The following is a 23,242-nucleotide window of genomic DNA, read 5'->3' on the forward strand; positions in this document are numbered from 1 at the left end:
TGCGAACGGGTAGATTAATCTTTTAGGACATAACAATGTGCGGTAGTGCGACCGTTAATATCTTCAAGGTACACACCTTGAATTTCTGGCGCGAAGCCTGGGAAGCGGTTAATGCCTTCTTCTAGAGATAGGAAGTAATCCACCACCTGTTGAGTCCAGACTTCACCAGTGATCACACAGATAATGCCTGGAGGGTAAGGAAGTGCACCTTCAGCGGCTACGCGGCCCACGGCCTCTTTAAGTGGTAGGTAATTGCATTCACCACGGAAGTATTTGCGTGTTGCTACGTCAGGTTTGTGAACCATTTGTGGGAAGTACTCGCTGCGGAACATCGCTTTTTGTAACTGTTTCACGTTCAGCTCTTTGTACATGTCATGCATTTCCTGACATAGCTGACGGATGGTGTAGCCACGGTAGCGTTCTTTATTCGCTTCGTAGACGCTTGGAAGTACGATACTTAAAGGGGCATCATCACGGATGAATTTTTCGAATCGGTTAATTTGAGCCACAAGGTGACGGATCTTACCCATATCTTCCGCAGGAGTGAGTAGGAACAAGATAGAGTTCAAGTCGCACTTTTCAGGGATGATGCCATTTTCACGAAGGAAGTTCGCTAAAAGCGTTGCAGGAATACCGAAATCTGCGTAGCTGCCATCTTCTGCAATACCTGCTGTGGTTAGTAGCAATTTACATGGGTCAACGAAGTATTGACCTTCACCGTACCCCTCGAATTTGTGCCAGCTTGCGTTTGGCTCAAACATGAAGAATTTCTTGTTCGTTGCTATCACGTCAGTGTCGTAGCTGCCCCAAGGTTGACCTTCGACTTCATCTGGAATGAACGGACGAATCAATTCACAACTCTTAAGGATTTCTTTACGCGCTTCGATACCTGTCTTAACCGCATCGCGCCATAAACGCAGACCTGCTTCGCCGTCGTGGATCTTCGCGTTCACATCAAGCGCAGAGAACAGTGCGTAGAATGGTGAAGTCGATGCATGCATCATAAACGCGTTGTTAAAACGTTTGTGGTTACAGTAACGAGATTGACCTTTGATATGGCGGTCTTTCTTGTGGATTTGCGATGTTTGAGAGAAGCCAGCTTGTTGTTTGTGAACAGACTGAGTCACGATCACACCTGCGTCTTCTGGTTTCAAATCCAGCAGCAGTGGTGAACAGTCTTTCATCATAGGGATGAACTGCTCGTAACCAACCCACGCAGAGTCAAACAGGATGTAGTCACAAAGATGACCGATCTTATCCATCACGTAACGAGCGTTGTAGATAGTACCGTCGTAAGTACCAAGCTGGATAATAGCAAGACGGAAAGGACGTTCATCGCGTGCACGTTCTGGGTCCACTTTCGCGATTTGAGCACGAATGTATTCTTCATCGAAACAGTGTTCATCCATACCACCGATAAAGCCCCAAGGGTTACGCGCCGTTTCTAAGTAAACTGGCATACCACCCGCTTGGATTAACGCACCGTGGTGGTTCGATTTGTGGTTGTTACGGTCGAACAGTACCAAATCACCTTCAGTTACCAGCGCGTTACACACTACTTTGTTTGAAGCAGAAGTGCCGTTAAGTACGAAGTAAGTTTTGTCCGCGTTAAATACTTTTGCAGCGTGCGCTTGCGCTTGGTGTGCAGAACCTTCGTGGATCAGCAAGTCACCTAAATCCACGTCCGCGTTACACAAGTCACTACGGAACAGGTTTTCGCCAAAGAAATCGTAGAACTGTTTACCAGCTGGGTGTTTTTTGAAGAACTGACCACCTTGGTGTCCCGGACAGTCAAACGCTGAGTTACCCATCTCAACATAGTGCGTTAATTGCTTGAAGAAAGGAGGAAGAAGACGACATTCGTACTTGGTTACTGCCTCATTGATTTGACGACAGTAGTACTCAATAGATTGTCTTTCTAAATCGATAACGCCAGTTAGCCAAACGTAATCTTCTGCCGAAACTGGGTTTTCATCCGTTACTAAGAAAACTGGAATACCGTAACCCGTTTCAGAAATCATTTTATGCAGACCTGCTTTAATGTCTGCTGAAGTAATAATAGCCGCACCAACGTCGGTTAATTCAACTTGCTCTAAAGGTTGTAAATGACGATTAAATTGTTCATCTAAAGATTCAGCTAATAAACTGAAGTCTTCTGGCATGTAATTACTAACACCTATAATTAAACGTTTCATTTGGAATATCTCTTTTTTGTTCTTTAAAATTGACAGGTACAGATATTACAAACGAAAACGATATTTAAAATTCAAAAAACAAATTTCGTGATTAAATTTTCATATTTAAAAGTCTTATTTTCTCGAATTAAAATTTCGCGATCTTCATCACTTTCCAATTGATAGCCCAATGATATTGAAACCAGGCTTAAAAGGAAAAATAATTAAAAATTGTGTGACCACAGCCATTGTTGTTAGAAATAAAATGTCAAGAAAATAATTTTTTGAGATTTCCATCACTATATAATTATTAGGACTATATTATTAGGAATGATAAATATTTTAATTTTAACTAAATTTAAACACATAATAAAAAAGCCATCAACACATGTATTGATGGCTTTTTACTTTAGGTGCAAAGGAAACACAATTCAATTAAATAAATGACTATCTAGTTTGACTCCATCATTCGACCATTGCTGATAACGTTTTACAGACATGCCTGACGAGTACATAGTGTGTTTACAATCCATGCACTCGACAAAATACAAGCCACTCATGCCAGCCATAACGTGCAGTCTACGGCTATCGCAACGCTTACAGGACAAGCGTTTTACTTTGGTATTGACGTCAATACGACGAGCAAAGTTTAACGTTTCATGAGAACATAAAGCCTCAACAGCACTATCTTTAAATGGATGTTCACTCAACAAGTAATTAATGGCGTAATCATACACCGGGGTGATTGAAGATTTTCCACTTTCAATATTACTTATTTTAGCGACGGAAACACCTAATAAAGAAGCGAACTCAGCCTTACTGTACTCTAAGATAAACCTTGAAGAGATAAATTTATCTGCACTAATGATTCTCAACATACACAAATCTCTAATATAAATAAAAACAGAGATAAAAATTATCTCTATTTATTATGAAACATGTAATGAAAAAGTTACTTCCTAGTGTAATTCTGCATATTAACTATGCTATTTTATTTTTACGTTATCTTGCGCCTAATTAATCATAAAATCAATAATCGACACCTAAATATAAAAGAACAATTTAAGATTTATAATACATTTTTTAATTTACATTATTAGATAAAGTAATGAGTGCTATTCACCTATAAATCGGGGCATCAAGTATTGCTCTTCAATCATTATTACTACCAATTGAAAAGGCTTGATCTAAGCCCAATAGCGGAAGTAAATAAAGAGGGAAAAACCTCTTTTTTAAGGTAAACAGATCCCATCTTAGTTAAGTACTAAAAATATGTTGAAAAATCGCATAAATAGTATGCACATCAGTAAAATGACTGCTTAAGTAAGTTTACATTCTGTTGTCGTGACTGATAGAGATACTGGCAAAAGAGCAAAAGAAAAGCCTCACTCTTGAGGCTTCTGGATAAGATAGGTTATGGTTGAAGGAAGTTTTGAGTGAAATCGAGCGCCTCTTTAGAAAGTTTTTTTTCGTTGGGCGATGTGCTTGCCTGGTCTTCTGCTGTTACCGTTGTCATGTTAGGCTGAAAATCTAGTGTTGATGCCTCCTCCCAAGCTTCGGAGGCGTCTTTATTCTCATCATTCAACACCGCATTGAGCTCCTCTTCCGCAGGAAAATACGCTTCGCGTTTGTACACTTTGTTAAGGGCTCGAATAATAGAGTGCTTTCTCACCATTCCTGAGGCCAGCTTTCTTTGCAACGGCTTCGCTATGGACTGCAATCCAACGACAACATCAACACCAATATTGGTTGCCACTTCATCACGTAACGTACGCGCAGGTTGGTAGCCCATATTGGCAGCAAGAAACAGCCAAACGTAAGCAATTGCATTACCCGTTTTACCTTTATCCTTCCACGCTTCGCCAGCATGATACATCGCTTTAGCACTGCCACCTTCCGCGGCCCGTTCCAGCCAGTAGCAACCTTTAACCATGCTTTTTTCTGTACCAATGCCATTTAGGTAACATAAGCCGACTTGGATCTTGCCATCTGCACTGTCTTTTTCCGCCGCTTTCATAAACCAGTAAAGCGCATCTGCACTGCGTCCTGCACTATTGTCTGGTGAAAGCTGCCATTCCCCCATATAAATCATGGCATCAATGCAGCCTTCTTCGGCGGCAGTTTCAATCAGTTGGTTACCTTTTGGGATATTTTTTTCAGTTCCTCGACCAAAGACCAAGGCCTTGCCCGTCGAAAATTTCGCTTCGGTATCCCCTTCCATTCCCGCAATTGCGGTACGCCAGAAGTTTGCCTGCTCTTTTAAAATCACATCTTCGCGCATGCGTTCACTTAAGCGAACAATGCCGTACATCCCCGTCACATTGTCCAGTTTAGCGGCTTTATCATACCAATACAGCGCTTGACGAATGTTGTCCTTTTCGGCTTCTTTCGCTAGAAATAAAATGGTGGGAATATGCCCGGTTTCTGCTTTGAACTCTCGCTCTTTACGCTCTTGCTCTCGCGCTTTATGCATCGCCTTTCGATAAGCGGCTTCGCGAGCTTTCCTCTCTGCCTCTAGTCTCTGTTTCCGCATCGACAACGAGATCATCCACACAAATATCAGGACGAGTGAAAGGCCAGTTGCCGCAATGGCAATGCCCATACTACTCATAAATAGCCTCTTTTGGTTTCAGGGCCCAATTTAACTCCCTTTCAGGGAAATCTTATGATTACGCGCCGACATAACGCCGACTACCTTCATTATATAACGACCACTTAGCGAAAATCTGAAGCTTGCGAAGACTTAATGGCGGTATTTTATTCAACATCACTGCAACTTATTTTTAAAAGAAAAATATAGCCCTCATTTTTATAGAACTTAATCACGGTTTTGGGGCTGAGACATTCTCATCCCCTATCATCCCCCCTTACTCATCCCATAAAAATTTACATTTTAATGATGTGCAGAATCTCTCACTATGCGCCTGTTTTATTATTTAATTTGTGAACAAAATCGACTGTGACAGAAAATTTGCACCTGTAAAAAACTTAACAGCCTGCTCTCACATTTTGCTGATGATTCAGTGTATTAGCATCTAATTGAACATTTCCTTTTTTGGCATCTGCCTTTCTAGCGTGTGCAAAACCTTCTTGATGATTGAGTCAGCGAAGGCAGCGCGCAGCTCAATATCAATTCAATAACAATGGATTTGTAAACGTGGACAATAAGACATTTAAATTATCAACAATTGCCAAAACCGTACTGCCTTTGATTTCCGTCGCGGTAATCAGCGGTTGTGGTAGTGATAGCACGAACGAAGATACGACGAACCCTGGCTCAGGCTTGTACCCTGCGGGAGAGAACGAAGTCGTCATTTATTACAAACGTGATGTAGCATCAGCTTCAACAGCAAGCGACTACGAAGGTTGGGGCTTGCACCTATGGAACGGTGAGGGCTGTACCAGCACAGATTTAGACGCAATGGGCATTCCGGGAACAGGAACGGATTGGTCTGCGCCACACCCATTCGATGGCATCAACGACACCTACGGTGCTTACTACGTACTGAAAATAAACCCAGATGCCTCTGACCCACACGAATGCATGAACTTCATTCTGCACAAGGGTGATGAGAAAGCGTTCGGCAGCGCAAACTCAAAAGTAGAGTTGACGAAAATCGGCGAATCGAAAGGTTTGTTTGGCTTCCACGGCAGCAGTGAACTTTACTACGAGCCAATAGAAGAGCGCCCTGTTGATATTGATGGTCAAAAAGCCCATTGGTTAGACGCCAACACCATTGCATGGGAAGCGGCGACCAGTGCGGATTCCATGAAGCTGTTCTACAGCCTTAGCAATGACATCAAAATGGATGAAGATAAGCAAATCTCTGGCGGTACAGCGGTTGAGCTGACAAAAGCTGGTGAGTTGTCTGATGGTCTGAAATCACGCTTCCGTCACCTTGCTAGCCTTCAAGCTGCGGGTATCGATGTCGATGACGCGACCTTGCGTACGATCCTGAAGTCACAAATCGTTATGGTGGCTTACAACGCAAATGGTGACGTCATTTCTGCAACTGAAGTGCAAAAACCGGGCGTTTTGGATGCGGTGTTTGCCGATTCCAAGGCAGGTAACGCGATCGGTCAAGAACTCGGTGCGATTGTGGAAGGCGGTGCCGCAACCTTCAAACTATGGGCACCAACTGCCCAAGATGTTGATCTGATAATCTACGATGAAAACTTAGCAGAAGAAGCGACCGTTGCCATGACGGAAGACCCAGCAACAGGTATCTGGGTTTCTGAGGCACAAAGCAACGTTGTCAACAAATATTATCGCTACCAAGTTAAGGTATACCACCCAACAACTGGCGTCGTTGAAACGCGTTTGGTAACAGACCCATATTCAATGAGCTTGTCTAAGAACTCACGATACTCGCAAGTGGTTGATTTAGATGATCCAAGCTTAATGCCTCAAGATTGGAAAAACTACGCACGCCCAACGGTTAAAAAAGACGAAGACCACGTCCTTTACGAGTCACACATTCGTGATTTCAGCTTTAACGACAGCAAAGGCACACCAAGTCTTGATGGCAAATATCTGGCGCTTACAGAACCTGAGCGTGAGTCTGTATCTCACTTACAAGCTTTAAAAGATGCTGGCCTAACAACGCTACATATCCTGCCTGCGTTTGATATTGCAACCGTGGATGAAGACGCTGACAAGCGAGTCGATATCACCGACACCGTGGGTAAACTTTGTGGCATCAAGCCAGAAGCCTCCATTTGTGAGACCGAAGATGACGGCAAAGTAATTGAAGAGGTATTAAATAGCTACGACCCAACAACGGGCAAAGCACAAGCGTTGATGAACGATCTTCGCATGCTAGACAGCTTCAACTGGGGTTATGACCCTTACCACTACACCGTGCCAGAAGGCAGTTATGCGACCGTTCCTAACGGGTCTAAGCGTATTCTTGAGTTCCGCGAAATGGTTCAAGCGACGCATAAAATGGATCTGAAACTGGTCATGGACGTCGTGTACAACCACACAAATGCATCTGGTGTGAACGAAAAATCAGTACTGGATAAGATTGTCCCTGGGTACTACCACCGCCTAAACGTCAACACTGGCGGCGTCGAAAACTCAACCTGTTGTGATAACACCGCAACCGAGAACTTGATGATGGGTAAACTAATGGTTGACTCATTGATGGTATGGGCGGATGACTATAAAGTCGATGGTTTCCGTTTTGACCTTATGGGCCACCAGCCGAAAGATGTGATGGTTTACGCACTTGAAAAAGTCCGTGAAATTGACCCGAATACCTTGTTCTACGGCGAAGGTTGGGACTTTGGTGAAGTCGCGCAAAACGCTCGCTTCGATCAGGCGACACAAGTCAACATGGCGGGGACAGAAATCGGTACTTTCTCTGATCGTCTGCGTGACGCAGTTCGTGGCGGAAGCCCGTTTGATGGCGGTGTAGATTCTGAAGGTAAGCACCCACTTCGCTTTAACCAAGGCTTTGGTAACGCCGCTTATCCTAACGAAGAAACCAAAACTGACGCAGAGTCGGTGAATGGTCGTTTACACAACCAAGATCTGGTTCGTCTAGGTATGGCTGGTAACTTGGCTGATTACATCCTTCTTGATTACAAAGGCGAAACCAAACTGGGTAAGAACGTTGATTACAATGGTGCGCCTGCAGGCTACACAAAAGTGCCATCAGAGAACATCTCTTACGTGTCTAAGCACGACAACCAAACATTGTGGGATAACAACGCCTACAAGATTGCGACAGGCACTTCATCTGCCGAGCGTGCACGTATGCAGTCTGTGTCCCTATCAACGGTGATGCTTGGTCAAGGCATTCCATTTATCCACATGGGTTCTGAGCTATTGCGCTCTAAATCTATGCAGCGCGACTCGTACGATTCTGGTGACTGGTTCAACCGTGTATTCTTCGACGGAAGCGACAATAACTGGAACGTTGGTCTACCACGTGAAGACAAAGACGGTGCAAACTGGGAGCTGATCAAAACCATCGTTGGTGACAGCACGGCGAAACCAGATTCAACCGACATCGAGCTGACTAAGCAACAATTCCTAGAGCTACTAAAAATCCGTAGCACAAGCGAACTGTTCCGCCTAGATACCGCGCAAGAAGTGATGAACCGTGTGGACTTCCGCAACGTAGGGAAAGACCAAGTGGAAGGCTTGATTGTGATGTCTATCGACGATGGTACATCAGCGGGTGCCGATTTAGATTCGAACTACGATGCTGTCGTGGCCGTTGTGAACTCAACATCAACTGAGAAATCTTTCAAAGTTGCTGGCGCAACTGGTTTCGAACTGCATGAAGTTCAACAAAACTCTGCGGATGACATCGTCAAAGGTGCAAGCTTCACCAATGAAACGTTCACAGTACCAGCACTGACAACAGCGGTATTCGTGCAGCCACAAAACGGCGCACAAGGTGCTGGCCTACCAGTAAACACGGATAACAAAGACGTATCGAGCATTCCTCCTTACGGCGAAACCGTTGTTTACGTGAAAGGCACGATGAACGAGTGGTCTGATAGCAGTGATTGGGCGATGACCTTTATTGGCAACGGTATGTACTCTGTAACTGGCGTTCTTGAAGCTGGTGAACACGAGTTCAAATTCGCGGACTCTGGTTGGGCAAATCCAAACATCGGTTGTGATGCTGCGAATATAGCTTCTGGTTCACTAGACTTAGGTTCAGAAGGTAACTGTAAGCTGTCTGTTGCTGAAACAGGTAAGTACAACTTCACTCTGAACGCGCTGCATGTTCAAGATGAAAGCGTAGAAAAACCGGTCGTGTCAGTGACCAAATCAGCAGATGCACCAACATTCGGTGAAACAGCACTTTACTTACGTGGCACTATCACTACATGGGATGCTCCAGCACAAGACTCAACAGCGAAGTTCAGCTATGTTGCAAATGACGTTTATTCGCTAGACATTGACCTAGCGGCGGGCAACTACGAAATGAAAGTTGCGAGCGCAGACTGGGCAGCAGACACCAACTTCGGTGGCGAAGGCAGTGTTGAGCTTGGTAAAGCGCTAACGATGGAAGTCGGTGGCGGTAGTGCAAACCTGAAAATTGCGATTGCAGAAGCAGGAAATTACAACTTCCACTTCAACGCGGCTGACAAGTCGGCGCCAATCGTGACGGTAACGAAAAACTAATTTCATTTAAAAACATCCGTAATGAAAAAGGGGAAGCATCACGCTTCCCCTTTGTTTTGTTGGCGTCACTAAATGGTGGATACCAAAATCAAAAAGGTGTTAGTTTCCCCAAATCTGTTCAACAAACTCAGGATGATCAATGAATGGATTACGATTGCCCTGAAAATCAAACACTTGTTGATTCCGATTTCGTTCTTTTTCACTAACGGGATCATTTTTGTGCCAACGTTTCAGCATGTTTAACATCCAAGGTTCAAAAACCGTTGAACTTGAACCATCAAGGACAGCATCCGCATTGCTTGAATTGCCTTCCCAGTTACCTACAACATTTTCATAGCGGGTTGCCATGTAGAAATAAGCACGGGCGAAGTCGCCCTTAAACTCATCAATCGGCTCAAACACCGTACCGGAGTAGCCCAGATTAGTGCTTGCTTGGCCAAGTTTAGAGCCATTACTAGACACGTAGGTCGCGGTGCCCACTTCACCAAATGGCCAATTACTGCGCTTCGCGTTTACATAACCATCAGTTGCAAACAAGTGATGACCGTCTGAGTTCATCGGCTCAACCTTACCGCCAAACCAGCTTTTCGGAAAAGAGTGCTCACGGTTGTAGCAATCCCCTTCCGTTTTGTATTGGCCACATTGGTCTGTGACTTTGGTAAAGCTTACTGTATCGCTAGCAGATGGCTTTTCAGAGTACATATCGAGAATAGAGCCATCATTTTCATAATAACGATCAATATCGGCATCTTTTACCAAGGTCCACACCGCAGAATAACCTCGGCTAGAGTGATTATTGATAATGTTAAACAACGCTGTTTTTAGAGCGTATCCCGTCTTACCAGATGCCGCTTGATAGTAACCATCAACCACTGGTGGGGTCGTCGTTGTGTCACCTAAGTTAAAATCGGTGGTTTCACTTTTCGAGAATTCAGCGCCAGAAGCAAGAGTCTTATCTCCCACCTTCAACGCGTAAGACCCCGAACCATTGCCACAGCAAATGCCGTCGCCATAGCTGTCTTGAATCGTAAATTGGTAGTTACCATCGGCCAAACACATGGTCTTATCTACAGAGGTTGACGACTCATACCCCTGACCAGAGAAAAGCACTTGCGCTTGGCTATTTTTCAACTCCCAGCTAGTTTCTGAGCCATAGTTGTCCGTCGTGAGTGTAAGAACCACCTCATGATCACTACAATTTTCTACAGGAGGTTGTGTACTTGTCTCGGTCGGTTGAAAATTATCGACGTAGACAGCTTCTGAGCCATCAAAACTGGCTTCATCGTAAAAACGCAAACCGACGTTGATGGTCTTGTTCGAGCTCGCTGTGTAGTTGTGCGCGAGCTCTTGCCACTGGTTTATCTGTTGTGGGTTCGAGTAATTGTGATAACCATCAACCACCAGACGTGCTTTTACATTTCCTTCGGTATGATAAACCGAGACAGAAAACGGATAGGTTTTCCCTTGCTCCACATTAATGGTTTGCAAAAAGTCGGTGTTGCTTTGGGTACCTGTATTCACGACGACCTGGGCAGCCAGACCACCCGATTTGATTTGCTCGCTGCTTGGCGACACTGTAATGCCCGCGTCAATCTCTGACCACTGCGTAGGTACATTGCCATTCCACTGCTCAAAGTCACCGTTGATAATTTGGCTATATGCAAACGGAGAGCTAACAGCAGCAAGGAGACAGAGGGAGTTTGTTATGGATTTCATTATACTTTTCCATTAGTTATATAAATCCCAAACACGATAAACATATTAGTGGGGCATAAGTAATCCTTCAATCACATTTTTACGTTGCACAAGTGTTAATTTACTTTTTAATGTGCAGCTTATCTCACAAATATCCATCTGCTGAAAACAAATGCCAATACAAAAAGCGAAGCAACTTGTTGGCTACATCGTCGTAAAACCATTAAGGGAAAAGTAAAACAGACAGAAAAAAGCCAAGTGTGCGCCTATGGGGGTCAGCAACAACACTTGGCTTGTTTATAAGAAAACTTGTAGTCAGCTCAACTGGTGAGCATCAATTCTGGATAATTCCTTAAGGTTTTACCGCAAAGAATCTTCCTTGTAGTGGCGACATCAGAATCTGATATTGACCATTACTCGGAGTAATTTTTTCATTCGTGAGCAAATCCACCAACTCACCAGTACCAACACTCTCCTGAGTAAGAGTGACGCTTCTAGCGCTCTCTAAGGTATTTAGCGCAAACAAGACTTTGTCCGAACCAGATTGTTTCAAGTCCACATAACTGCCGTTACTCGCAACTAAATTCGTGCGTGACCCTTGATAAAGTGCAGGATGCGCATCGCGCATTGTCATCAGCGATGTCACATAAGATTTGAGATCGGCTTGGTTTGCATCAAGCGTCGCCGTCACGCCTTCAATTTTCGCACTACTGCGCGCAACGTGATCATCGCACAAACCTTGAATGGCGCAGGTGCTGTTGTCTTCTTTTGCGGCAAAACCATCCACTTGATCCCCGATTTCATCACCGTAGTACAACGTGATTGGCCCGGTGTACGCCGCTTGGAAAGCAAACGCGGCTTTATGGCGTAACCAATATTCTGCATCATTCACATCCGCCAAGTTTCCGCGCTGTAACAAGTCACCAAAGCGCACTAAATCATGGTTGCCGATCATCAAATTCGGCTGCGCATGTGTTGGATATTGGTTGTGTGTGCTGTAGCCGTTGTCTAACCAATCCGCACCGCGACCACCCACGCCGCTCTCATTCACGGCCAAAGTTTCAACGATGCGATATCGCATAGGGAAGTCAAACGCAGAGCACAATGCTGGATCGCTGTTCGATCCATACGCCTCATTCGCGATCTCAGACTCCCCTTTCCAAATCTCTGCCACCATATAGCCCAACGGATTCACTTGTTCGCCTTTGCTATTGGTGTACGTCACACTTTGTGAGGCTTCATCGACGGCTTTACGAAGTTGTGTCCAAGCGTCTGTCGGAACTTGATAGGCTTGATCTAAACGCCAGCCGTCAATCTTGAGTTCTTTGATCCAATACGTCGCCACCTCTTTGTAGAAATCGAGACTGGCTGGGTAATCCACGGGATTGCTTGAGCCTGAAGGCAACAAGCCGGAAGGCGAGGGTTTGATCAAACCATTCTTATGGTGGCCAAATACGCCATCAAAAAATACGTACAGACCGCGTTTGTGTGCTTCTTCGACTAAAGTTTTCGCGGTCGCTAAGTCACCAAATTTGGGGTCGATTTTAAAGTAATCTGTCGCAAAATAGCCGGTGGCGTCCAAACGATCCGCCCAATGATCTTGTCCTGCTATCGCTTCCGATTCAAAAACTGGCGTCAACCAAATCGCGTTCATCCCTAAATCTTGGATGTAATCGAGTGAATCAATCACTCCTTGCAAATCGCCGTTATGATGGCTGGTGCCATAACCTGTACCGTGACCAATGCTCGCATCACCATCCACAAAACTCTCTACCATGATTTGATAAGTACGAAGTTGGTTACTTTGCGCCATGACATTGGCTTGGCAAGCATAACTGGTATCCGGTAGCGGAGTGCTGCTATTAGTGTCGCCACCACCAGAAGAATTACACGCAGATAAAGCACCAATCACACTTAACGCAAGCAACGATCGAGACAGGCGATGGTTACGTAGGATATTACGCATTTTATTCTCCCTAACTTACTCAAATAAACTACGGAAATTTGAGTAATAAAATTAACCCCGACATGTGTTTCATGCAGGGATTAATAAATAAAAATAGATTTTAAATAATTGAATTGAATATTATTGGCACTTATTTACCATGACATGAACAGGTTTGCCTTTTCCTTCAAACTGAAGACTCCATACATATTTACCATCTTCTTTAATATCAACCGAAGTATCCGTACCGTAACCACCAAATGTTAATGGTGTTAATTCACCAACGTTCATTCTATTACCTTTTGCGGTAAATTGTGGGAACCACAACTCGGTCGCATACTGCATTTTGTAGGAGCCTACTTTTTCTTGAACCACGGCTTGGTAGAAATTATTCCCTTTGTAGGTGTATTGACGCTGAGGCACGTGTTTCCAATCGGAATCCGCAAAAGTACCCACCACAAATAGTGGTTTAGAAATAGGTCCTTTCGCTGTACTATCTGGGTTGTCACACGCTTTCATGAAAGCAACCACTTCGTCTTGAGACATATTAACAACAGGCTCTGCGGCCGCTTCTGGTTCTGCCGTCGATTGACAACCTACTAAGGCAACAAGTAGGGCAGCAGCAAGAGAGGTCTTCATCATGTTCATTTCACGTAATTCCTTTTTAGTATATCCAAAGCAAAATAAACTCAACGGTTAAAAGAAATATTAATCGTTATTAAAATGGAAATATCAAACGCCAAATAAATATCGTCAGATTGCGAATTTAAATCACTTCGAGAAGTTTGTTTATTTCCTAAGTACAAAAAATAAATTAGGAACTGCCATTAATTATTGATCCAACCTATATAAAAAACAAAGTAATAAAAATAATTATGTGAATAAGGTAACTCTATGTAGGGGTATTTTTATTAGTTTATTTTCTATGAAAAAGGTCAGCATTTCGCTGACCTTTTTTTATCTGATTATTTTCTATTTACGGCTTTCACAAACACTTGTTGCGCACCTTCGATACCCAGTTCTTTTGCTTCATCAAGCAAAGTGAGCGCTTTCGGAATATCATTCGCTGCGACTGCCGCTTCAATTGAGCTGTAGTAGTAGCTAGTAAGGTCCGTACCTTGGGGAATGTTATCGTTTTTCGCAACAATCTTAGTATTCACAATATCATTCGCGGATACCGAAAAGCGGAACTGACCGAGTGGGCTATGTTTCGCTAGAGGGTCTGCAATATCTGGCGGCTGAGTGTGACGCGCCATGGCGAAGGCTTTTGCAGGGTGTAAAACTTGTGTACTTCCTTTTAGATCGGCGGAAGTCGTGTAAACCAACACATGCAGATCGTTACCTGTCATGTCTGGAATCACATTGAGATCAAGTACGAATTTATCGTTGTCCAACAGTTTTGCTGGTTCATACTTAAACTTTGAAAAATCTGCTTGGTAAATGGTTTCTCCTGCCGAGTTCATCACTGCGACATTAGGAGCATAAAATTGAAGTTCTTTACTTACGAATGTCTCTAATTTGATATCGAGACTGCCACGGTTACCTGGAAGAGCAAACGCTGCAATAGCGCCAGCACTGTTACCATCCAACAACATTTGGCTTTTATCAGTCAAAGCGAATTCAGTAACCACAGGCACGTTAAGCGGTACCCATTGAATATCACCCGATTGCGTGATCACTTGTTGCTGACCTTTTGGACTCATCTCTACTTGTTCTACAGACGCACAACCAGTAGCCAACATGCCCAGCAGTACGGGAGCAAGCCATTTTTTCATTACTGTCTACCTCGACTCTTTATTGTTTTTTTAAATAAATACAGCCAGATAAGTTCTGGCTGTATCATTCTAGGACAATTTAGGACTTAGTGGTTAGATGATTACCACCAAGCTTCAGCTTGTACACCGAATTGGAACGTATCGTCTGAACGACCGTTGTCAAATGTGTTTGAGTTGTCTTCTTTGTCAGCCGTTAGGTAAGAAGCGTAAACACGGATTTCAGGACGAGCCCAGAAGCTAGAGCCAGCAGACCATGCTTGAGCAACAGTTAGCTTACCGTATTTGTTTTCTTCGCCGTCGTTATCGTCGATAGCGTAACCAGCTTCGAAGATAGTTTTGTGGTTGTCATCCCATTTGTACATTGGACGAACAACAACAGACATTGTTTCCCACTTGTCTTGGCCAGCCCACATGTCTTCACCAACACCGTACACTAACTGGTGACCCATTTCCCAGCTGTCGCCCATGCCGATTACACCCCAGTTGATTAGGCGGTAACCAGATGCACCGTTGTCAGCTTCTGCGCCGTACCAGCTACCGTCGCCGTAGAATGCCATTGTTTTTGAGTAACCTTCAGTACCGTACTGAAGCACTGTTTTGTTGAAACCAGCGTCTAGACCTTGAGTCAATTCTGCTGTGAACATTACGCCGTTTTTCGCATCTTTAGTGCCGTTTGGCGCAGCGTCAGTTTCGTTAAGAATTGCGTAGTTCAAGCCCATTTCTAGAGAGCCGTTGTCCCATAGAGGAAGACCTGCGTAACGTACGTCTAGAGTGTTTACGTTTGTTGCGCCACCATCGTTGCCTGGGTCTGCGATATCGCCACGGTCATTACGAACCCAAGCGAAAGAAACTTTACCTGGACCAGCTTCGATACCTTCAACACCAGCGCCCGCGCCAGAGATATTCCAGTAGTAGAAGTCAGAGATATGAATGTCGTGACGTTGGTAGTAGCGCTTACCAGCCCAAAGTGTTGCTTCTGGAGCAAAGTTTAGTAGGCCTTTAGCTTGAACGTTGAATTGACGTAGTGCGAATTGTGCATCGTCAACACATTTCACTTCGCCGTTATCCAAACCACAGTTAGCAGAAGTGCTTTCCCAGTCGTTTGAACCATTAGAAGTCATTGCAACCATAGAGTCTACGTAGAACGTTTTGCCGTTGTTGTTGTAAACTTCTTTACCTAGTTGAATCTCGCCGTAGATATCGCTTTCATTACCTAGACGACCGATCTTGTTCTTTTCGAATGTTAATTGTTGACCACCGTCAGCGTTCACGCCAACGCCAGCACGCATGTAACCGTGGAAATCCACTGCGAATGCAGAACCAGCAGCTAAAGTTGCAGCTACAGCAGCAGCAATTGCACTTACTTTTTTCATTCTTAACTCCATTAAGGGTATTTATAATTCTGTCTTCCCTGCTCACTCTTTTAGGTGAATATAGGCAGTAAAAACACACCTAAAGAAAGAGAGGTAAGATGGGAACGAATCCCCGTTTGTTTCAACAGTTGTGAGATTACCCGAGGCGTACAAGGATGACTTCCTCCGCCCTAAACTAATTTAAGGGGGATGAGAAGGGAGTAGAAAATTTACCGAATGGTGTTTTTTCGAGTCAGATCACCAATCTAGGGAGGAATTAGTAAGTTTGTTCGGTTTTGAGCCGCTACAAAGTGATAGCCATTTCATATTTTTGACTCTAAGCCGTCACATAAAGTAATTAAATTACACGAATATTTTTATATTTAGGGTGGTTGACCTTAGTAAGACAAAGTTTTTAACTTATAGTTTCCTAAAGGTAGCAATAAATATTAAATAAAGTATCTCCGATGACACGACTTCTCTCTCGCCCCTACCCCCTGGGCGCAACATTGAATAAAGAAGGCTGTAACTTCTCTATTCATGCTCCGGGCGTAAAAGACATTCAACTGGCATTGTTTGCAGACGATGGCAGCTACGAGCTTCGCGGTTTACCGAATGAATACGCTGGCATACGTCATACTTTTATTCCAGATATTAAGCCGGGGCAAAAATACGGTTATCTTGTCTCCCACAAGGACGAGCCACTGTTAATTTCTGATCCGTACGCAAAATCAATAGATAAAGCCCTCCACTATCATCCTCCCTACTCTCCAGCCAAAAGTTTCGATATGCCGAAGTGCGTCGTTATCGAAGATGATTTTGACTGGCAAAACACGGATCACCCGCGTATACCCAGAGAAGAGATGGTGTTGTTTGAGACGCACGTCAAAGGGATTACCCAACGCCACCCAGAGGTTGAGGACAAGCTGAGGGGGCGCTATTTAGGTCTTGCATCACCTGAAATGCTGGCCTTTTACAAACAGCAAAACATCAACACGCTGCAATTGCTACCTGTCGCAGCATGCATGCATGAGCCTCACCTACTAGAGATGGAAAAGGTCAATTATTGGGGATACAACCCTTATCTCTTTATGGTGCCCGATCCGCGCTACGCAGAACAAGACGCCGTTACGGAATTAAAAACAACAATTCGCGAATTGCATAAAAACGGCATTGAGGTGATTCTCGACGTGGTTTACAACCACACTGCTGAAGGTGGTGAAGGGCCTACAATCTTCAACCTGAAGGCCCTCGATTCCTGTTTTTACATCAAACATGGCAACCACTTCGCCAATTACACTGGCTGCGGAAATACAGTGGATCTCACCTACCAACCAGCCTTAAACCTTGTGATGGATACATTGCGCTACTGGGTTAGCGAATTTAAAGTCGATGGCTTCCGTTTTGACTTGGCTGCAACGTTAGGTCGACAGGGCGATGATTACAACCCAGAAGCAGCTTTCTTTAAAGCCGTTGCGCAAGACCCAATTTTGCGTGAAACCAAATTGATTGCCGAACCTTGGGATATTGGTCCAAATGGCTACCAAGTGGGTAACTTTCCATTTGGTTGGAACGAATGTAATGACAAACTGCGTGATATTTCCCGCAGTTTTTGGCGCGGTGATCAAGGCTATTTAAAAGAGTTTGCCACTCGATTAATGGGCTCTCGTGACATTTACAGTGCAGCGAACTGGCCATACAAACTCACCGTAAATTACATCACGTATCACGATGGCTTCACACTGCAAGATTTAGTGTCTTACAAGCACAAACATAACGAAGCCAATGGCGAAGAAAATCGCGACGGTCACGGTGACAATCGTTCAGAAAACTACGGTGTTGAAGGCGAGACAGAAAATCTGATGATCATCGCCACGCGTGAGAAGCAAAAACGCAACCTTATTGCTAGCTTGCTGTTTGCCTTCGGTATCCCACACATTCTCACTGCTGATGTTCTGTCTCACACCCAAGGCGGTAACAATAATGCCTATTGCCAAGACAACGAAACCAGTTGGCTGAACTGGGAAGAGACAGAACGTAAGCAACATTTCAAAGCATGGATGTCACAAATGGTCGCCAACCGAAATCAATACATGGTGCCATTTATCCGAGCTTTCAGTGGCGAAAACCGCAATAACAACCGCATTTTCTGGCGCCGAACAGACGGTCGCTTAATGGAGCACGATGATTGGAACCGTTTAAGCTCTGTCGCACTTCACCTTGGTATCGGTAAAGAAGGACAAGAGTTGGTCTACCTCATCAACCAAACTAACGCCACAGCGCGCTTTAAGCTCCCCAATGAGCGAAAGCAAGAATGGGTGACGATCTGTGATACAAACGTACGTAACCTCAACCCAGGACATGCTGAAGGCGAAGTCTTGCTGTCACCCACCTCGATGGTGATTTTGCACTATCAACCAAACCAAAGCACACCAAAAGGTGAGCAAACGCATAGCTAAATTATAAACGTTCCAAAAAAGGAAAGCCGATGCATCTCAGTGCTTCGGCTTTTTTGTTGGTTAGATGTGCCTAACTCATTATTCGCAAGGCGGCGCTAGGTGAATCAAAGCTAACCCACCCTGTGACGTCTCGCGGTATTTCTTGTTCATGTCCTTGCCCGTTTGGTACATGGTTTCAATCACCTTATCCAACGAGATCAAACATTTACTATTACGCTTTAGTGCCATGCGAGATGCATTGATCGCTTTCATTGCACCCATTGCATTACGCTCAATACACGGTACTTGCACTAAGCCACCAATTGGGTCACAAGTCATGCCTAGTGAGTGCTCCATGGCGATCTCGGCCGCAATACAAATTTGCTCATTACTACCACCACGCAGCGCGGTCAAGCCAGCTGCCGCCATAGAAGAAGAAACACCGACTTCGCCCTGACAACCTACTTCGGCACCCGAAATAGACGCATTAGTTTTGTACAAAATGCCAATCGCACCGGACACAGCAAGGAAGTCTTTAAGCTGTTTAGTATCAAGCTCTTTGATGAAGCGATGGTAGTACATCAATACCGCCGGAATCACACCCGCCGCACCATTAGTTGGCGACGTTACGACTTGTCCACCAGCCGCGTTTTCTTCACTCACAGCAAAAGCAAACAGGTTAATCCAATCCATGATTTCCATTGGATCGTTTTCGATTGCTGCATTTGCTTCAAGCTTTTTCAGCAAGTTTGGCGCACGGCGGGTCACGTTCAAGCCGCCATCCAAGATGCCCTCTGTTTCGAAACCACGCTCCATGCAACGCGTCATCACACGCCAGATCTGTTCTGCGCGTTGATTGATGGCTTCCATTTCCTGAAACGCTTGTTCGTTTTTCAGAATCATGCCGCCGAGGCTCATGCCGTTCTTCTCAGCCTGTGCCAACATTTCGTCCGCGCTGGAGAATGGGAACTCAACGTCTACGGGTGAAGTCGCACTGCCATTTTGCAGTTCATCCGCCGTTGCGATGAAACCACCACCGATAGAGTAGTAAGTTTCAAACCCAACCTGATTGCCATGCGCATCTAACGCAGTAATCGTCATGCCATTTTCATGCAGAGGAAGATTCTCTTCATGGAACAACATGTCCGTTTTGTAGTTGAATTCGATTTCATGACGGCCATCGACAGACATCATGCCCTCTTCAATCGCCTTGCGCATCGCTTTGTTTGCAGAAGCGATTTTGATGGTATCTGGTTTGTTACCCAACAGACCCAAAATCGTTGCACGGTCTGTATGGTGACCAATCCCTGTTAACGAAAGTGAACCGTATAAATCGACTTGAATACGAACCACTTTTGCCAAGTTCGATTCAATCAAACGAGTGAAGTGGTAACCCGCGATCATTGGACCATTGGTGTGAGAGCTAGAAGGGCCCACACCAATCTTGTAAATATCAAAGATGGACAGCATAAACTTACCTATTACGACAATGCAGCATAAAGCCAATCAGGGAGAACCATACAAGCAGCGATGGTCGCCACAGCGAACACCAACAGCCCGTAATGGCTTGCGGTTGGCTTTGCAAAAAGATGTTTTTGATTATTGATAAAGATTTGTTGCTCGGCAGTCACAGCGCCCCAACGACGACTCACTAACACACCAAACAAAAGGAAGACAAACGTACCAATTGGCGCGAACCACGGCCAAGCCACGTCGAGATACATTGCAGTAAACACCGCAATCACACTCATGATACTGCCAACGATCACGCCTTTTTCGTTGGCTTTCGACCAGAATAAACCAAGCACGAATGACCCCAAGCGGATACCAACGAAGATAGAAGTCAGACTAGCGATGGTTTTGAGTACCGATTCATTCGATACCGCGAGAAGAGCTGGCACTACCACCATGGCCGCAGCAAGCAAACTCATCTTTCTTGCGACTTTTTCGTAGTGCTCATCATCGGCATTTTTGCGAACGAAACGCTTGTAGATATCGAACGTCGCGACGGTCGCCATCGAGTTGTAGGTCGAGTCCAGCGTCGACATTGCGGCCGCCGCCAACGCGGAAATGATCAAACCAACGACGATTGGGTTAGTGTGGTTGAAGACGAAATCCAAAATCACTTCATTGCTGTTTTCAAACGATTGATCTTGATAGAAAACACTCAAAAGAACACCGAGTACCGCGAAGAACAAGTACACGAAAAACGCACCGTAACCACACAACAGCATCGACTTCTGCGCCGTCTTTTCACATCTCGTCGCTAACGTGCGTTGGATGATCAATTGGTTGGTGCCGTACACACTCAAATGCAAAAAGCTCACGGCAACCACGCCAGCCCAGAGTGTGGTATCTACGCCCAAATCAAAGTCTAAGTTGATGATATTCAGGTGATCACGAGAAAGGTAATCTGCCGCATTAATCTCTGTCATTAGAATGGCAAAGATGGCGATGCTGCCCGCTACCAATACTGCAGATTGCAACATATCGGTCCAGATAACCGTGGAAATCCCGCCCGCATAGGTATAGCAAGCGGTGAAAATACTGATGTAGATAATGGCTTCAGAAATACTGATAGGCAGAACTTGCACTAAGATCAGCGCCACGGCATACAAAATCACACCCGCAGAGATACATTGAACCACAATGAACACAATCGAGTTGATGGTTCTTGCATACACCCCAAAGCGGTGCTCAAGGTATTCATAAATCGAAGTCAAGCCCAGCTTATAGAAGACAGGCACAAAGAAAATGACAGTGAAAAAGATAACGATGGGATAGTTAAGGTGAATACTCATCGCTTCCATGCCAGAGCTATAAACCCAACCAGGCATCCCTACAAACGTCATCGCACTAATGTAAGTCGCAAGTATCGAAACACCCGCCGTAAACCAGCCAAATTGCTTTCCACCCGTGGAAAAGTCGCCACCATTGCTGTAGCGCTTATTCACTAAATAGCTGATTAGTATGGTAATTGCTACATATAACGCAATCACCACAAAACTTGAGTACGTAACCATTTTAAGGTTTTCCTAATTCTGGGTAGCTAATTATTATGCCCAGATATTACTGTAAAAAGGCATTTTTGAACGACAATCCCACTGTAAGTGTGATTATTATCACCAATATAGGCGAAAATGTATTCAAAATCGCCAAAAACGCCGATTAGTGAGATCCTTGTCACTAAAACCCACAAAATGGGTACGCATTCATTTTAAAATTGATTTTGATCACGGATCTAATAACCTTAAAAAAACTATGATTCACCCCGACACGAAATCGAAGATGATCCAAATAAGATCGTGTTCATTAAGTTTGAATAGCAACAAATCCTAAGTGAAATAGAGGTTTATCGGTCATGAATGCCAAAAGACACATGAGCGAAGTTCCTATGATTCAAAGGGTAGCAGCCTATCTAGCGATACTGGTTGGTTACTTTTTCTATTGTTATAACTTTGTAATTATTGACTACGTACGCCCATACATCGTTGAAGCGTATGATGGTATTAGCCTGTCAGACACTGCCCAGTTCTATACATGGCAGTCGGTTGGTGCACTTATCGGTGCATTGAGCTGTGCTTGGTTCGCAACAAAATTTGGTAAGAAATCCACTCTTATTACCATCACAGCCCTAAACGGTGGCGCAACGATCATCAATATGATGTTCACCGACTACACAACGTGGGCAGCAATGCGTTTCATCATTGGTTTGTCACTGGGTGGTTACTTCACCGTGGCAGTAAGCCTAATGATCGGCCTATTTACGCCAACGGTACGTGGTAAGTTGACGGCATTCGCGTCTTCTATGTTCTCTGTAGCACTGATGGTAATGGGTGCGTATGCAGCATTTATTGCAAGCATTGATGCTCCATGGGAAAGCCTAATGCTTGTAGGTGGTATCCCACCATTGGCAGCCGCTGTGGTCATGATCTTTGTACTACCTAGCGACAGCAAAGTGATCGCTTACGGTGAAGAAGAGCAAGCAAAAGTAGAAGAATCAAATGCACCAGCGAAAAGAGGCTCTTGGGGCGAAATGCTAAGTAAGCCTTACCGTAAGATCACATTAACGTGTCTATTACTGGCTGGCCTTAACTTCTACGGTTTCCAATTCTTTGGTGGCTTCGTAACCACTTACCTACGTGATGTACGTATGTTCGACGGTGCAACCATCGGTCTCATCTTCTCTATCTCAGCATTTGGTTCACTGTTTGGTGCGTGGTTCTGGGGTTGGGTAGCTGACAAATTCGGTCGTAAGGTGAACGCGTTTGGCTTCATCCTAGCGGGCATCATGGTTTCAATCTTCTTTGTTGCACCTGGCGACATGGTGATTGGCGGCCTAAACATGCTGGCTCTACTTGGTCTGATTTACAACTTCGGTCTGTCTTCTTCTGCGGTATGGGGTGGTTACTTCTCAGAACTGTTCCCAGCACACCTACGTAGCTACGGCGCGGCGCTATTCCACGGCGGTCGTATCCTCGGTATGTGGGCACCAATGGTACTTATCTTCATCCAAGAGCGTACCGACCTACAAACCGCAATGTGGGGTTCACCAATCGTATGGATCCTTGCTGGTCTTCTATGGCTATCACTGCCAGAGACACTAAAAGGCGGCGTGTTCGATAAGAGCAAAAAAGCCGAAGCAGCAAAAGCGTAACTGAATTTCAAAAACTCCGGCTGGCTCCCCGGCCGGATGAAAAAACTTAATTTCGAGTC

The 23,242-nt window shown here is 44.7% G+C and carries 13 protein-coding genes; 3 read left to right on the plus strand and 10 right to left on the minus strand.

The features are described 5' to 3' along the window. Positions 1-14: 14 nt before the first annotated feature. The 3 genes from speF to R7Z49_RS02385 form a co-directional block, all read right to left on the minus strand. Complete coding sequence (speF, locus tag R7Z49_RS02375; RefSeq protein WP_132936245.1) at positions 15-2,195, minus strand: ornithine decarboxylase SpeF; 2,181 nt, start codon at positions 2,193-2,195, stop codon at positions 15-17. Between the two features lie 410 nt (positions 2,196-2,605). Further along, complete coding sequence (locus R7Z49_RS02380) at positions 2,606-3,052, minus strand: helix-turn-helix transcriptional regulator (RefSeq protein WP_318111284.1); 447 nt, start codon at positions 3,050-3,052, stop codon at positions 2,606-2,608. Between the two features lie 536 nt (positions 3,053-3,588). Then, a complete protein-coding gene (locus R7Z49_RS02385) occupies positions 3,589-4,785 on the minus strand; it encodes a tetratricopeptide repeat protein (RefSeq protein WP_132936243.1) in 1,197 nt (398 codons plus the stop codon). Positions 4,786-5,331: 546 nt separating this feature from the next. Here R7Z49_RS02385 and pulA point away from each other — a divergent pair. Beyond that, positions 5,332-9,321, plus strand: a complete 3,990-nt coding sequence (gene pulA, locus R7Z49_RS02390) for a pullulanase-type alpha-1,6-glucosidase (protein ID WP_132936242.1) — start codon at positions 5,332-5,334, stop codon at positions 9,319-9,321. 99 nt (positions 9,322-9,420) lie between these two features. On the opposite strand, the gene R7Z49_RS02395 is transcribed toward pulA, so the two are convergent. The 5 genes from R7Z49_RS02395 to R7Z49_RS02415 all read right to left on the minus strand — a co-directional run bounded on the left by R7Z49_RS02395 (position 9,421) and on the right by R7Z49_RS02415 (position 16,109). Then, positions 9,421-11,037, minus strand: coding sequence for an endonuclease (locus tag R7Z49_RS02395; protein ID WP_186585596.1), 1,617 nt, complete (start codon positions 11,035-11,037; stop codon positions 9,421-9,423). A 331-nt stretch (positions 11,038-11,368) separates the two neighbouring features. Beyond that, positions 11,369-12,982, minus strand: coding sequence for an alpha-amylase family glycosyl hydrolase (locus tag R7Z49_RS02400; protein WP_132936240.1), 1,614 nt, complete (start codon positions 12,980-12,982; stop codon positions 11,369-11,371). A gap of 120 nt (positions 12,983-13,102) precedes the next feature. Then, the gene (locus tag R7Z49_RS02405) at positions 13,103-13,609 is read right to left on the minus strand and encodes a hypothetical protein (RefSeq protein WP_005374788.1); all 507 of its coding nucleotides are present in this window, start codon (positions 13,607-13,609) and stop codon (positions 13,103-13,105) included. 317 nt (positions 13,610-13,926) lie between these two features. Further along, complete coding sequence (locus tag R7Z49_RS02410) at positions 13,927-14,736, minus strand: MalM family protein (protein ID WP_005374786.1); 810 nt, start codon at positions 14,734-14,736, stop codon at positions 13,927-13,929. A 101-nt stretch (positions 14,737-14,837) separates the two neighbouring features. Beyond that, positions 14,838-16,109, minus strand: coding sequence for a maltoporin (locus tag R7Z49_RS02415; protein WP_005374784.1), 1,272 nt, complete (start codon positions 16,107-16,109; stop codon positions 14,838-14,840). 446 nt (positions 16,110-16,555) lie between these two features. Between R7Z49_RS02415 and glgX the strand changes: the two genes are divergently transcribed. Then, positions 16,556-18,547, plus strand: a complete 1,992-nt coding sequence (glgX, locus tag R7Z49_RS02420; RefSeq protein WP_065275519.1) for a glycogen debranching protein GlgX — start codon at positions 16,556-16,558, stop codon at positions 18,545-18,547. 78 nt (positions 18,548-18,625) lie between these two features. Here glgX and R7Z49_RS02425 read toward each other — a convergent pair whose 3' ends face one another. Both R7Z49_RS02425 and R7Z49_RS02430 read right to left on the minus strand, forming a co-directional pair. Then, the gene (locus tag R7Z49_RS02425; RefSeq protein ID WP_149191703.1) at positions 18,626-19,996 is read right to left on the minus strand and encodes an L-serine ammonia-lyase; all 1,371 of its coding nucleotides are present in this window, start codon (positions 19,994-19,996) and stop codon (positions 18,626-18,628) included. Positions 19,997-20,007: 11 nt separating this feature from the next. Continuing rightward, positions 20,008-21,549, minus strand: coding sequence for a sodium:solute symporter (locus R7Z49_RS02430; RefSeq protein ID WP_149191702.1), 1,542 nt, complete (start codon positions 21,547-21,549; stop codon positions 20,008-20,010). A 338-nt stretch (positions 21,550-21,887) separates the two neighbouring features. Between R7Z49_RS02430 and R7Z49_RS02435 the strand changes: the two genes are divergently transcribed. Then, positions 21,888-23,183 carry an MFS transporter gene (locus R7Z49_RS02435; RefSeq protein ID WP_149191701.1) on the plus strand — a complete coding sequence of 432 codons (1,296 nt, stop codon included), beginning with the start codon at positions 21,888-21,890 and terminating at the stop codon, positions 23,181-23,183. Positions 23,184-23,242: the final 59 nt, after the last annotated feature.

It is taken from the genome of Vibrio sp. 1562, from assembly GCF_033340155.1.
GTDB classification, from domain to species: domain Bacteria; phylum Pseudomonadota; class Gammaproteobacteria; order Enterobacterales; family Vibrionaceae; genus Vibrio; species Vibrio alginolyticus.

Excerpts from the sequence above, each read along its gene's own strand:
- speF (WP_132936245.1), bottom strand. The coding sequence starts at position 2,195 with ATGAAACGTTTAATTATAGGTGTTAGTAATTACATGCCAGAAGACTTC.
- R7Z49_RS02380 (WP_318111284.1), bottom strand. The coding sequence starts at position 3,052 with ATGTTGAGAATCATTAGTGCAGATAAATTTATCTCTTCAAGGTTTATC.
- R7Z49_RS02385 (WP_132936243.1), bottom strand. The coding sequence starts at position 4,785 with ATGAGTAGTATGGGCATTGCCATTGCGGCAACTGGCCTTTCACTCGTC.
- R7Z49_RS02395 (WP_186585596.1), bottom strand. The coding sequence starts at position 11,037 with ATGAAATCCATAACAAACTCCCTCTGTCTCCTTGCTGCTGTTAGCTCT.
- R7Z49_RS02400 (WP_132936240.1), bottom strand. The coding sequence starts at position 12,982 with ATGCGTAATATCCTACGTAACCATCGCCTGTCTCGATCGTTGCTTGCG.
- R7Z49_RS02405 (WP_005374788.1), bottom strand. The coding sequence starts at position 13,609 with ATGAACATGATGAAGACCTCTCTTGCTGCTGCCCTACTTGTTGCCTTA.
- R7Z49_RS02410 (WP_005374786.1), bottom strand. The coding sequence starts at position 14,736 with ATGAAAAAATGGCTTGCTCCCGTACTGCTGGGCATGTTGGCTACTGGT.
- R7Z49_RS02415 (WP_005374784.1), bottom strand. The coding sequence starts at position 16,109 with ATGAAAAAAGTAAGTGCAATTGCTGCTGCTGTAGCTGCAACTTTAGCT.
- glgX (WP_065275519.1), top strand. The coding sequence starts at position 16,556 with ATGACACGACTTCTCTCTCGCCCCTACCCCCTGGGCGCAACATTGAAT.
- R7Z49_RS02425 (WP_149191703.1), bottom strand. The coding sequence starts at position 19,996 with ATGCTGTCCATCTTTGATATTTACAAGATTGGTGTGGGCCCTTCTAGC.
- R7Z49_RS02430 (WP_149191702.1), bottom strand. The coding sequence starts at position 21,549 with ATGGTTACGTACTCAAGTTTTGTGGTGATTGCGTTATATGTAGCAATT.
- R7Z49_RS02435 (WP_149191701.1), top strand. The coding sequence starts at position 21,888 with ATGAATGCCAAAAGACACATGAGCGAAGTTCCTATGATTCAAAGGGTA.